The organism is Agrobacterium sp. 10T429 (assembly GCF_056393925.1).
In genome coordinates this window covers 251,907-264,693 of the sequence record NZ_JBFTGV010000003.1, presented here as the reverse complement: position 1 = coordinate 264,693, position 12,787 = coordinate 251,907, and the positions used below count along the sequence as shown (strand labels likewise).

Annotated in this window: 9 protein-coding genes; 8 read left to right on the top strand and 1 reads right to left on the bottom strand. The window is 60.7% G+C overall.

Going from position 1 to position 12,787, the window contains the following annotated elements; all coding sequences use genetic code 11:
• Positions 1 to 57: 57 nt before the first annotated feature.
• The 3 genes from AC1DCP_RS10530 to AC1DCP_RS10520 are packed head-to-tail and all read left to right on the top strand — an operon-like array spanning position 58 to position 3,975.
• Positions 58 to 813, top strand: a complete 756-nt coding sequence (locus AC1DCP_RS10530; RefSeq protein WP_035199494.1) for a hypothetical protein — start codon at positions 58 to 60, stop codon at positions 811 to 813.
• Positions 814 to 827: 14 nt separating this feature from the next.
• The gene (locus AC1DCP_RS10525) at positions 828 to 2,675 is read left to right on the top strand and encodes a type I secretion system permease/ATPase (protein WP_112959472.1); all 1,848 of its coding nucleotides are present in this window, start codon (positions 828 to 830) and stop codon (positions 2,673 to 2,675) included.
• Entirely contained in the window at positions 2,662 to 3,975 is a 1,314-nt protein-coding gene (locus AC1DCP_RS10520) for an HlyD family type I secretion periplasmic adaptor subunit (protein ID WP_112959471.1), read from the top strand. Before AC1DCP_RS10525 ends, AC1DCP_RS10520 begins: the two co-directional genes overlap by 14 nt.
• A gap of 33 nt (positions 3,976 to 4,008) precedes the next feature.
• Here AC1DCP_RS10520 and AC1DCP_RS10515 read toward each other — a convergent pair whose 3' ends face one another.
• Positions 4,009 to 6,360: a helix-turn-helix transcriptional regulator gene (locus tag AC1DCP_RS10515; RefSeq protein WP_162724337.1), complete on the bottom strand. Its 2,352-nt coding sequence runs from the start codon at positions 6,358 to 6,360 to the stop codon at positions 4,009 to 4,011.
• 136 nt (positions 6,361 to 6,496) lie between these two features.
• Between AC1DCP_RS10515 and AC1DCP_RS10510 the strand changes: the two genes are divergently transcribed.
• Genes AC1DCP_RS10510 through AC1DCP_RS10490 form a run of 5 tightly spaced genes read left to right on the top strand, consistent with a single transcriptional unit; the run spans position 6,497 to position 12,757 of the window.
• The gene (locus tag AC1DCP_RS10510; protein ID WP_112959470.1) at positions 6,497 to 7,525 is read left to right on the top strand and encodes an ABC transporter permease; all 1,029 of its coding nucleotides are present in this window, start codon (positions 6,497 to 6,499) and stop codon (positions 7,523 to 7,525) included.
• On the top strand, positions 7,525 to 8,406 hold the full coding sequence (locus tag AC1DCP_RS10505; protein ID WP_112959469.1) for an ABC transporter permease: 882 nt from the start codon (positions 7,525 to 7,527) through the stop codon (positions 8,404 to 8,406). The genes AC1DCP_RS10510 and AC1DCP_RS10505 overlap by 1 nt, the downstream gene beginning before the upstream one ends.
• 4 nt (positions 8,407 to 8,410) lie before the next feature.
• Complete coding sequence (nikE, locus tag AC1DCP_RS10500; protein WP_013761625.1) at positions 8,411 to 10,057, top strand: nickel ABC transporter ATP-binding protein NikE; 1,647 nt, start codon at positions 8,411 to 8,413, stop codon at positions 10,055 to 10,057.
• Between the two features lie 17 nt (positions 10,058 to 10,074).
• Positions 10,075 to 11,631 (top strand): hydantoinase/oxoprolinase N-terminal domain-containing protein, encoded by a 1,557-nt coding sequence (locus AC1DCP_RS10495; protein ID WP_025595602.1) that lies wholly within the window; start codon positions 10,075 to 10,077, stop codon positions 11,629 to 11,631.
• Positions 11,624 to 12,757 (top strand): DUF917 domain-containing protein, encoded by a 1,134-nt coding sequence (locus AC1DCP_RS10490; protein ID WP_013761623.1) that lies wholly within the window; start codon positions 11,624 to 11,626, stop codon positions 12,755 to 12,757. The genes AC1DCP_RS10495 and AC1DCP_RS10490 overlap by 8 nt, the downstream gene beginning before the upstream one ends.
• Positions 12,758 to 12,787: the final 30 nt, after the last annotated feature.

Genomic DNA, 12,787 nt, shown 5'->3' with positions numbered 1-12,787 from the left:
GAAACGCCTTCGTCACATGACAAAGGTATCCCTATTGGCCAGCAAAGGAGTACACCTATGGCTACCACAATTCAACTGACGCAGTCTTCCTCCGACCTGATCGGTTACCTCAACGGTTGGACGAGCGGTTTCGGTTCGACCTATGGTGCGTTCTACGACGCTCAGACCAGCTCTCTCGCCACTACCACTATCGATCCGAACACGACCTATGAGGCGTGGGGCGATGGCAGCAACGGTGGCAAGGGCATTGTCATGAGCGGTGCCCTGCAATACTCCCAGGGCAACCTGACAGGTTCGGTCGACAGCATCGTTCTCGGCACCGGCTACAGCCAGTCCACCAGCGGCATCGCCGTCAGCCAGCAGGAACTGTTGATCGATCCCGACGGCTCCTACTCGCTCGCAGGCGCGCGCGATCTTCTCGATCTCGCCGTTTACCAGCTTGCCCGTTTCGGCTCTCTGGCCGGCTTCTATGACTACTTCGCGGCCACCGGCACGGTGATCGAGGATACGGCCGCTTCCAATACCCTGACGGGCTTTGCCGGCGCGGACACCTTCGTATTCTCCGGCGGCAATGACGTCGTGAACGCCGGCCCGACCGGAACCTACGGTTATCAGGATGGTACGGATACGCTTGATGTTTCCGCCTGGGGTGCAACTTCGGTGAATGATTTGTTGTGGTATAACGATAACGGAAATGCCGTTATCCTTTCGGCAGCAGACACGTCCGTATCCATCACGCTCAACGGTGTCGATGCAAGCGTACTGGACGCATCGGACTTCATTTTCGCCAGCGCATCGGCGCTTGCCGCTTAAAGGAAAATCAGGCTGTGGGCTTTCAAAACCACCAGCAGACACCGCCGCAGTCCCTCACTGCGGCGGTTGTTTCGCCCCTTAAAAGCACGTTTTTCGGTGTGGCGCTCGTCAGCGGTGTGGTCAACATCCTGGCGCTGACGTCGCCCCTGTTCATGCTTCAGGTTTACGACCGGGTGCTGGCCAGCGGCAGTCTGCCGACACTTGTCGGGATCGCCATTCTTGCGCTCGGCCTCTATGGCTTCCAGTGCCTGCTCGACATCATCCGCGCCCGGGTCCTGATCCGTATCGGCGAGGACTTCGACATGCGCTATTCCGGCAAGGTGCATGATGCGGTGGTGCGCCTGCCGCTCGTCAACCGTATGCCGGGGGACGGCCTGCAGCCGCTGCGCGATCTCGACAACGTGCGCGGTTTTCTGTCCGGCACGGGGCCGACCGCCTTTTTCGATCTGCCTTGGATGCCGCTCTACCTTGGCATATGTTTTCTGTTTCATTTCTGGATCGGCGCGACGGCTCTTGCCGGTGCCGTTCTGCTTATATCCCTGACCATCTTGACCAATATGTTCTCGCAGAAGCCGATCCGCGACACCATGGTCGAAAACATGGCGCGCAACCGGCAGCTGGAAGCCTCGCGCCGCAACGCCGAAGTCGTGCAGGCCATGGGGCTCGGCGGCCGGCTTGGCAAACGCTGGCAAATCTCCAACGAGGCTTATCTCGCCGCCAACCGCAAGGCGGGCGACGTGGCCGGCGGCCTCGGCAATATCGCAAAATCCCTGCGGATCGTGCTGCAATCGGCCATTTTGGCGGTCGGCGCATGGCTGGTCATTCAGCAGGAGGCCTCAGGCGGCGTGATGATCGCCAGTTCGATCATGATGGGTCGGGCTTTGGCGCCCGTCGATCTTGCCATATCCAACTGGAAGTCCTTCGTTGCCGCCCGCCAGAGCTGGGCGCGGCTAAGGGAGCTTTTTGCGCAGATGCCGGTAACGGCGACCGCGATGGCACTGCCGAAGCCTGAGAGAGAATTGAAAGTCGAAAACGTCACCATCATTCCACCGGGAGAGAGAAAACCGACCGTCGCGGGCCTTGGTTTCGTCATGACCGCCGGGAATGCGCTTGGTGTCATCGGCCCGTCCGGCTCGGGAAAATCCACCCTTTCGCGCATTCTCACCGGAGCCTGGATGCCCGCCGCCGGCAAGGTGCGGCTTGATGGTGCGAGCTTCGATCAATGGGATCGCGAAGCCCTCGGCCGCCATATCGGTTATCTGCCGCAGGGCGTGGAGCTTTTCGACGGCACGATTGGCGAAAACATTTCCCGTTTCGAGGACAATCCCGATCCCGACGCAATCATTGCCGCTGCGAAAGCCGCCGGTGCGCACGAACTGATCCTGCGCTTCGAAAAGGGGTATGACAGCGATATAGGTGAGGCCGGTTCCGCGCTTTCGGCAGGACAACGCCAGCGTATCGGTCTCGCGCGTGCGCTTTATGGCGATCCCTTCATCGTCGTGCTGGACGAGCCGAATGCCAATCTTGATGCAGAGGGCGAGGCCGCCGTCGTCAGGGCGATCGCGTCGGTCAAGGCGCGCAACGGTATCGCTATCGTCGTCGCGCATCGGCCCAGCGCGATCGGTGCCGTTGATTTCATTCTGATGATGGAGGAGGGGCGGATGAAGGCCTTCGGTCCGCGCGACGAGGTTCTCTCGAAAGTGCTGCGCACTCCGAATGCTCAAGCGGCGAAAGGTTTCACCGCATCCGCGCACACGGTTTCACCATTGCGTGTCGTCGCGAATACCCAGCCTAAGACGGTGGCGCTGCAAGAGAGTGGCGAAGAGAACAGGCAGGAAGGAGATACGGATGTCAAAAATTGACCAGCGCACGCAGGTGTCCCGCTCCATCCGCAAACATCTTCTTGCCGGGCTTGCCGCAAGTGTAGCACTGCTGGCCGGCGTCGGCGGATGGGCAGCGACGACAAATCTTGCTGGCGCGGTCGTCGCGTCCGGTCATCTTGTGGTCGATTCCTATACCAAGAAGGTACAGCACCCCAAGGGTGGCGTCGTCGGTGAAATTCTGGTGAGCGAAGGTGGCAGGATAAAGGCCGGCGACGTCGTCATGCGTCTCGACGCCACCCAGACCCGCGCTAATCTCGCCATAGTGACCAAGCGGCTGGATGAGCTGAGCGCGCGCATGGCAAGGCTGGAGGCCGAACGGGACGATCTGCCGGAACTCGTTTTTCCACAGGCTCTGGTGGCGCGCAAGGACGATCCCGATGTCGCTTCCGCCATGCGCAGCGAAACCAGGCTGTTCGAATTCCGCAAATCCTATCGTGAGGGGCGCAAAGCGCAGCTTGTGGAGCGTATCACCCAGTTCGAACATGAAATCGAAGGGTTGAGGGCACAGGAAGTCGCCTACGACAACGGGCTTGCGGTTTTGCAGGCTGAGATAACCTCGCAGAAATCCTTACGGGAGCAGGGCATCGTGTCCGTGCAGCGGCTGAACAGCCTGCAGACCCAGGCCGCGACATTTGGCGGTGAACGTGGCGAAAAAATCGCCTATCAGGCGCAGACGGCGGGTAGGATCACCGAAACGAAACTGCAGATCCTGCAGATCGATCAGGAATTGCGCACCGAAGTGGGCCGGGAACTGCGCGAGATACAGGCGCAGACGGGTGAATATGTTGAGCGGAAGGTCGCTGCGGAGGACGAGCTGAAGCGCATCGATATCATCGCGCCGCAATCCGGCATGGTGCATGAAATGGCGGTGCATACCGTGGGCGGCGTGGTGACGCCGGCCGACCCGATCATGCTCATCGTGCCTGATGGGGACGAACTGGCGCTTGAGGTGCAGATTGTGCCGAAGGATATAGACCAGTTGCAGGTAGGGCAAAAGGCGATGCTGCGGATGACCGCGTTCAACCAGCGCGTCACGCCGGAACTGGAAGGCCATGTCAGTCGCATCGCCGCCGATATCACCACCGACCAGAGGACCGGCCTCTCCTATTATCTGGCGCGGATTTCCATACCGGTTGCCGAGCGGGAAAAGCTGAACAATGCGCCGCTGATGCCGGGCATGCCTGCCGAGGCCTTCATCCAGACCAGCGAGCGCACAGCGCTGTCCTATATCGCCAAGCCGCTGACGGACCAGATCAACCGCGCCTTCCGGGAGGAATAGCGGGCTTTTCTGATCGGCAGTCACGACTTGAGATCAAAGCCAGCCCAGCGCTTTCGCTGCGCGGATCGCTTCCGCGCGGCGTTTGCAATCCAGCTTGCGGAACAGGTTTCCGAGATGGAATTTTACCGTCACTTCCGAGATGTTGAGGGTCTGCGCGATCTTCTTGTTAGACATGCCGCTGGCCAGCAATTGCAGCATCTGTGCTTCCCGCTGTGAAAGCCCGCCATGCAGGGCGCGTGCCTGCGGCGAGTTGACCGAGGCGGCGAAAATCGACAGCGCGTTCCGGACATCGGAAGAGGTTTCGATGAAACCGCGGATACGGCGATTGTTCAGAAGCGGCGACAGGAATATGCGCTCCTCCGACAGGACGCCGTTGCAGCCAAGGCGCGTCGCCGATTCAAGTGCGTTGAGGATATGGGCGCGGGCGCCGGCACTGTCACGACGCTGGTGTGCGGCATAGCTCTGCCATATTCTGAGCGCGACCTTTTCGCGGTTGGTGACCTTGGGGTTGGCGATCATTGCATCCATCTGCCGGGCGAGATAGGCGCGCGGCGTGAAAAGATGTACCGCGTCGCGGAGCCAGGCCATCACATAGGCGATTTCGTCGCGCCGCGTGAGCCGGGCAAGGTCCTCATTCGCGCTCTCCACCCAGTTGCGACCCATCGGCATGCGAATTGCCGATAGCGTCGCTGCCGCATCCGCCCAGCGGTTGGCGTTCTGATAGGCGATGGCCGTTCTGATCTCCATCATCGCATGGAATTGCAGCCCTTCCGAAAGGTGAATCCACAGGCCGTCGAGAAAGCCCGGACGAACGGTCATCGGAAAATGATCGATCAGCACCTGCGAGGCATAATGCAGGGCAAACTGCATCAGGCTCGGCCATATCTCGGCGGCGGCGAAATGGTCGAATTCATGCTCGACGAAGTGCAACAGGTCGCGCGGTTTTCCCGCCTCATAGGCAAGGCAGGCTTCGGCCAGCCGCAGCATTCGGAACTCCTGCGCGGCGTCGTGTGGCACCTGTTCCAACCTTGTGCGCGCTTCCTGTGCCGCGCGACGGGCCAAGAGCACATCACCGCTCATCAGTCGCAGGACGATCTGGTGCAGATGGATGAAGAATTCGAGCAGCGGCTGCCCGCCCATCTTGCGCAGATAGATAAGCGCGCGGGCGGCAGCGGCCTCGGCCTCGCGAAAATTACGGCGGCGGATTTCGAATTCCAGCAGCGCATTGTAATAGGCCGCCCATTTGCCGTGATCGTCCATGGGGTAATCGGCCATGAATTCCCCGAGGCGCGTTATCACAGCGTCATTGGGGGTCAGGTCCTCGGCAATCATCAGGTTAAGCCGGAAGGTGCGGGCGGCAAAGGAAAAACGCGAACCGCGGGCAAGCACCTTGAGTGGATCGAGATAATCCGAACCGAGGCTCTTGCCAAGCAGATGGCGCACGCGTTGCAATTCGCCCTGTTTCAGTAATGCGCGGGTGACGGCGAAGAGGACTGTTTCATTCGCCGCGATCATGTCCTGCGAAAACCGCATGATGATCTCGCGGAACCTGTCGACGCTGCTTCGGTAGATCAGTTCGCGCCCATGGGCGCGTTCTAGGATTTGCGCAGCGTGGGTCTCATAACCGCGGTCAAGCAACATGGCCATTGCCGCAAGCGCCCGCCCTTCCTTCTCGAATGCGGAAGCGACCTCTACCACTGCCCTGCCAGCCTGTAATGTGGCGAGACGTTCTCCCGCTGCCACGGTCAGAAGCCTTATCAGAGTGTCGTGTTTTTCCGGGTTTGCGATCAGGAAGGGCGGCAGAAGTTCTGCCCATTCAGCGTCGGGTTCTGCCGAGGGATTTTCCAGCCAGAGCGAAAGCGCGACCGTCTGGGCCGGTGACAGATGCGGCAGATAATTTTCCCGCAGATAGTCGACGCATAGTTTTTCGTCGGCGAGGCGAGCGAGAGACAGAAAGGCCGGCCACCCCGCATAATCATCGAGCGCCAGACGCTTCTGTTCTGTTGGAAGGCCCGCGGTCTCATCTTGGCCAAAGGCCAGTTCATTTGCTCCGATCGTCAGCGAACCACGATGCAATATTTGCCGCGCCAGCCCGCTGATACGTTGATCCGGACGGCAGGCGATGACCACGAAACGCACGGTTTCCAGAATAGGGGCGGGCATGCGGACCGCGCGTGCGAAGACCGGCACATCCCATAGCAGACAGCCTTTTGCCGCCTCATCACTTCTGGGCTGGTGCGTCCGGCATACCTCGGTCCCCAGCTCTTGTGCCAGCAAGTCCATAAGAACGCTTTTCCCGGCGCCCGCCGGCGCGCGCAGAAAGATCACGCCTGCGGTTTCGCTGGCGATACGGTGGCAGAGTGTGGTGCGCGGCAGAAGCGTCATTCAGACAGGGATAGGAGATCTTAATTCAAAAACCTATACTCATTTATCAAGAAACTATACCTTTCTGCGATTGTTCAAAAGGACATGTGGTGAAAACTTGTGCTCAGGAAACTGATGCACAAGGAACGGTCCACCGATGCAGCAACATCCGCTGGTCGCGATTTTGAACAGGCTCGGCGCTTTCGTACTGGTCATGATCGCCCTGTCCATCATGATTTTTGCTCTAGCCCGTGTGGTGCCGGGAGATCCCGCCCGCATGGCGCTCGGGCCTGCGGCAACACAGGAACAAGTTGATGTGCTGCGCGGCGAGATGGGTCTCGATAAGCCGCTCGCCGCCCAATACCTCGACTATATCGGCAACGCCCTGCACGGTGACCTGGGCTTCTCGCTGGTTTCCCAGCGCCCCGTCACCACCGATCTGGCCCAGACCGTTCCTGCGACCGTCGAACTGGTTCTGGTCTCAGTCATCTTCATGTTTGCCGTCGCCATCCCGCTCGGCGTCATCACGGCGCATTACCGCGACCGTCCGCTCGACCATATCGGCCGTATCCTCTCGCTCACCGGCGTGACGATCCCGAGCTTTCTGTTTGCCATCACGCTGCAATTGCTGGCCGCTCGCTTTCTCTCCGGGTGGCCGATCATCGGTAGGATCGATCACTCACTTGGCTGGCAGGGTGGCCCGACGGGCTTCATCCTGATCGACGGTACGCTTGCCGGACGGTTCGATGTGGTGCTGGATGCGCTGAAGCACCTTGCGCTGCCGGCCTTTGCGCTCTCCATGGCCGGTATCGGCCAGATCACCCGCATCACGCGTTCCTCGATGATCGAGAACCAGCGCAAGGATCACGTGCTCACCCTGCAAAGCTTCGGCGTGCCGGAGCGGGTCATCATCTTCCGTTATCTGCTGAAGCTTTCCTCCATCGCGCCGCTGACGATCATGGGGCTCGAATTCGCCTCGCTGATCGGCAATGCCTTCGTGATCGAAATGGTCTTCGCCTGGGGCGGATTCGCATCCTACGGGCTGAACGCCATCCTTCAGAAAGACCTCAATGCCGTGACTGCCGTGGTGCTGGTGGCCGGCCTGTTCTTCATCGTTGCGAACCTGATCGTTGATGTCCTGATCTCGATCATCGACCCGCGCCTGCGCCGCAAGGAGGCTCGCTGATGGCTGATATGAAAATGCTCGAACCCACCGATCGGGGCTTAAGCGCCGGTTACATGACGTGGTACCGCTTCAGCCGCAATCCGGCAGCGGTCATCGGTTCGCTGATCCTGTTGTCGGTGCTGGTTCTGGCGATCTTTGCGCCCTGGCTTACACCCTATCCCAAACATATCGGCGCGGTCGTCGATTTCCGTGCCCGCCACATGCCGCCGGATCTGGAGCACTGGTTCGGAACCGACAAGGCCGGACGCGACATCTTTTCCCGTACTGTCTTCGGGCTCAGGGTCTCGCTTCTTCTCGTCATCGGCGTGCTCGGCATCTCGGTCCCGGTCGGCACTGTGCTTGGCCTGGTCGCCGGTTATTTCGGCGGCTGGACCGAGAAAATCATCAGTGGCCTGACGAATGTGATGCTGGCCATGCCGCCCCTTGTCATGGCGCTGGCGGTCTCCAACCTGCTGGAACCCACCTTGATGAACGCCATGATCGCGATCACGCTTCTATGGTGGACCTGGCATGCGCGGCTGATCTATTCGGTGTCGAAATCCATCGCATCCGAGGACTACATCGAAGCGGCACGTCTTGCAGGTGCGGGTCCGCTGCACATTCTCTTTCGCGAAATTCTGCCCAATTGCGTCTCGGTCATATCAGTCAAGACGACGCTGGATGCGGCATTCGTCATCCTCTTTGGCGCGACGCTGAGTTTCCTCGGTTTCGGCGTCAAGCCGCCAACTCCCGATCTCGGCTCAATGGTTGCCGATGGGCGCCAGTTCATGCCGGATTTCTGGTGGGAAGTCCTCTGCCCCGGCGCGGCCGTGCTTTACGTGACGCTGGGTTTCAATCTGCTGGGCGACGGCCTGCGTGACATGTTCGACGTGGAAAGCTAAAGCCATGACTGAACCGCTTCTCAAAGTCGAAAACCTCAACGTCACCTTCACCAACTACGGTCGCACGCGCCAAGTGCTGCGCGATGTCGCCTTCACAGTCTCAGCCGGCGAGCGGGTGGCGCTGATCGGCGAAACCGGATCGGGTAAATCGGTCACCGCCAAGGCGATCATCGGCACTTTGCCGAAGAATGCCACTATTGCCTCCGGCGCCATTGTCATCGACGGGCGGGATGTGCTCGCCATGCCGCGAAGGGAACGCGAGGCGCTGAAGGGAACGGCGTTTTCGCTGATCATGCAGGACCCACTGTCTTCCTTCAATCCGGTCTTCAAGATCGGCACGCATCTCGATGATGTCATGCGCTTTGCCGACAAGCGCAACGGTATCAACTCGTCCAAGACAGAGCGCCGCACCCGTATCGCAGCGGTTCTGCGCCGCGTGCAGCTTGGCGATACCGAGCGGGTCATGAATGCCTATCCGTCCGAGCTTTCGGGCGGCATGCGCCAGCGCGTGTTGATCGGGCTTGCGTTGCTGCATCAGCCGAAGCTCCTCATCGCGGATGAGCCCGGCACGGCGCTCGACGTCACCACGCAGGATGAAATTCTCAATCTCATCAACCAGCTGGTTGCCGAAGAAAATATGGCGCTGCTGATGATCACCCATAATCTCGGTGTCGTACGTAAGGTGGCGGATCGGGTCGTGGTTATGCACCATGGCGACATCGTCGAGACCGGTCCCTGCACGCAAATCCTGCACGCTCCCGCTGCGGACTACACGCGTTCGCTGCTGGATGCGGTGCCGCCGCTCTACGGTCCCCGTGTCGCCGATCTGGCGCAGAGCACACGCTCGCCGATCGTTACCATCGAGGGCCTGAACAAGATTTATGGCAGACGCAACGGTTACCACGCCGTGCGCGATGTGAACCTGACGCTGAAGGACGGCGAAATTTTCGGTCTTGCGGGCGAGTCCGGTTCTGGAAAAACCTCGGTCGCCCGGATGATCATGGGACTTTCTCGCCCGACCTCCGGCAATCTTGTCATCGACGCCCCGTCTCTCGGCCGTGGCAAGCGGCTGACGCAGATCGTCTATCAAAATCCGGGCACTTCCCTAAATCCGAAGCGCACGGTCAGGCAGACGCTTACCCTACCGTTGAAATCCATCGGTATGGACGGTGAGGCGCGCGAACGCCGGATGCAGGAACTGATGGGGCTGGTGCGATTGCCGCAATCCTATCTCGGTAAATATCCGCATGAACTTTCCGGCGGACAGAAGCAGCGTGTCGCCATTGCCCGTGCACTCGCGGCTGAACCGAAAATCCTCATTCTCGACGAGCCGACGGCGGCGCTTGATGTCTCCGTGCAGAAGACCGTTATCGACCTTCTGCTGCAGCTGCGGGAAGAGCTTGGCCTAACCTATCTGATGATCTCGCACGACCTGTCGCTGATGCGCAATTTCTGTTCGCGCATCGCCATCATGCTGCGTGGCGAGATCGTCGAGGAAGGGGTGACGTCTGCGGTTTTCGCCGAGCCGAAGCATCCCTACACCCGCGCCCTTATCGCGGCGATCCCCGTCGTCACCGACGAGGAAGAGCGCCTGAAACCCACCGTGACAGAGGAAGAGCGTATGCGCTTCCTCGTAAAAACGACCGATTGATAAAAGAGGAGCCTGACGTGTATCGCGTTGGAATTGACGTCGGCGGCACAAATACCGATGCCGTTGTGTTACAGGAAAAGACTGTTCTGGCGGGGGTGAAAGCCTCCACCACCGAAGATGTGACGTCCGGTGTCATCGAAGCCCTTGAAAAGGTGATCGAGGCGTCGGGCATCGACAGGGCACACATCGGTGCCGTGATGATCGGCACCACGCATTTCACCAATGCGGTGATCGAGCGGCGGCATATGGACGAGGTCGCCGCCATCCGGATCGGCCTGCCGTCCGGCGCCGGCCTGCCGCCGATGGTCGACTGGCCGGATGACCTCCGGGAAATCGTTGGTAACCACGGTTATCAGGTCCGCGGCGGATATGAATTCGACGGTCGCGAAATCTCAGCGCTCGATGAGGACGAGATTGTCCGCATCGCCGCCGATATCCGCGCAAAGGGCCTGAAGGCCGCGGCCGTCACCTGCGTCTTCAGCGGCATCAATGATGCGATGGAAGTGCGGGCGAAGGATATCCTGCAGGAGCGCTGCCCCGGCCTGCCGGTGGTTATGTCCAAGGACATCGGACGGCATGGTCTGCTCGCCCGCGAAAGTGCTGCGATCATGAATGCCAGCCTTCTTTCGCTTGCGGACCGCACCGTTGCCGCTTTCGGCGAGGCGCTGAAGGCAGCGGGCATAACCTGCCCGTTCTACATCACCCAGAACGACGGCACGCTGATGGCGGCGGATGTGGTGCGCGGCTTCCCTGTGCTCACCTTCGCCTCCGGCCCGACGAATTCCATGCGCGGCGCTGCTTTCCTCACCGGCCTCAAGGATGCCGTGGTCGTGGATGTCGGCGGCACCACCTCCGATGTCGGCTCGCTGTCGCACGGCTTTCCGCGCCAGGCGTCCACGACGGTGGATATTGGTGGCGTGCGCACCAATTTCCGCATGCCGGATGTGTTCTCGATCGGTCTCGGTGGCGGCTCGCTGGTGGTCAATGGCGAACATGGCCTCACCGTTGGCCCGAAATCAGTCGGTTACCGCGTCCGCCGTGAGGCGCTCTGCTTCGGCGGCACGACCCTGACTGCAACCGATATCGCTGTCGCCTCCGGCAAGGCGGACGTGGGCGAGAAGGCTCTGGTTTCCACTCTGGACAAGCGGCTGGTGGATGCCGCAGTCAAAAAGATCAACGACATGCTCGAGTCCTGTGTGGAGCGCAGCCGCATCTCGTCATCACCGGTGCCGGTGATCGCCGTTGGCGGCGGCTCCATTCTCATGCCTGACCGTATCGGTGATCTGGACGTCATCCGCCCCGAGAATTTCGCGGTGGCGAATGCCGTGGGTGCAGCGATCGCGCAGATCAGCGGCGAGACGGACCGCGTCTTCTCGCTGATCGAGGGGCGCACGCGTGAAAGCGCGCTTGCGGAGGCGGAGGCCGAGGCACGCGAAAAGGCGATTGCGGCTGGCGCACTGGCCGAAACGCTGGAAGTCATCGAGCGCGAGGATATGCCGCTTGCCTATCTGCCCGGCAATGCCACCCGCATTCATGTGAAAGTCGTTGGAGAAATGGGAGCCAATCATGGCTGAGACGCGCAAGCTGAAATATGACGAAGCGGCATTGCGTACGCTGACGAGGGAAGATCTCGACGCGCTGGAAATCGGTGCGGGCATTCTCGGCACCGGCGGCGGCGGCAATCCCTATCTGGGCAAGCTGCTTGCACTCGAGGCCATGAAGGCCGGTTACGAGATGAAGATCCTTGCGACAGACGCCATCGAGCCGGACGCGCTTTGCATGTCCATCGGCGGCATTGGCGCCCCCGTTGTCGGCGTGGAGCGCATTCGCGAGGGCCGTGAGGGTCTGCGTTGCCTGCGCGCCATGGAAGAGCTGATCCGCACGCCGGTAGACGCCATCGTCTGCGAGGAAATCGGTGGCTCGAACTCCATGAACCCGCTGGTGACGGCGGCGCTTGGTGGCCTGCCGATCCTCGATTGCGACGGCATGGGCCGGGCTTTCCCAGAAATGCAGATGACGACCTTCTCCATCTACGGCCACAGTTCGACGCCATCGGTGATGTGCGACCTGCACGGCAATGCCGTGATCTTCAGCCACGCCGTTTCCGAAGTCTGGCACGAGCGCATGGCCCGCGCCTGCGTCGTTTCTCAGGGCGGCGGCGCAATGCTGGCGACCGCGCCGATGCAGGCCCACTACGTGCACCAGTATGGTATTCCGAAAACCTACACCAAGGCGATCGCGCTCGGCGAGGCGGTGATCCGTGCCCGCAAGCAGCAGGAAGACCCGATTGCGGCAGTCTGCGCGCTTGAAGGCGGACGGCGCATCTTCAACGGCAAGATCACCGATCTGAAACGCCATCTGCGCGGCGGTTTCGCCGTGGGCGATGTCGAGCTTTCCGGCTTCGACGATTGCTCGGGCCAGACGGCGAGCGTGGCGATCCAGAACGAATTCCTGCTGTTCCGTCGTGACGGCAAGGTGGAAGTGACCGTCCCTGATCTGATCGTCTTGCTCGATGTCGATACCGGTTACCCGATCACCACCGAAGTCCTGCGTTACGGCCAGCGCGTGGCCGTGGTCGCGATCCCCTGCCACGATTTGCTGCGCAGCGCCCGCGCGCTCGAAGTCGTTGGACCGGCGGCTTTCGGTTACCCGGACATTCCTTTCTCACCGCTGCCCGTCCCGGTCGGCAAGGCTGCCTAACCATAAGCGGGGCAAATGACCCGCAATAAA

Bases quoted from the DNA above. Each gene is read 5' to 3' on its own strand.
- AC1DCP_RS10530 (WP_035199494.1), top strand. From the start codon at position 58: ATGGCTACCACAATTCAACTGACGCAGTCTTCCTCCGACCTGATCGGT.
- AC1DCP_RS10520 (WP_112959471.1), top strand. From the start codon at position 2,662: ATGTCAAAAATTGACCAGCGCACGCAGGTGTCCCGCTCCATCCGCAAA.
- AC1DCP_RS10490 (WP_013761623.1), top strand. From the start codon at position 11,624: ATGGCTGAGACGCGCAAGCTGAAATATGACGAAGCGGCATTGCGTACG.
- AC1DCP_RS10510 (WP_112959470.1), top strand. From the start codon at position 6,497: ATGCAGCAACATCCGCTGGTCGCGATTTTGAACAGGCTCGGCGCTTTC.
- AC1DCP_RS10505 (WP_112959469.1), top strand. From the start codon at position 7,525: ATGGCTGATATGAAAATGCTCGAACCCACCGATCGGGGCTTAAGCGCC.
- AC1DCP_RS10515 (WP_162724337.1), bottom strand. From the start codon at position 6,360: ATGACGCTTCTGCCGCGCACCACACTCTGCCACCGTATCGCCAGCGAA.
- nikE (WP_013761625.1), top strand. From the start codon at position 8,411: ATGACTGAACCGCTTCTCAAAGTCGAAAACCTCAACGTCACCTTCACC.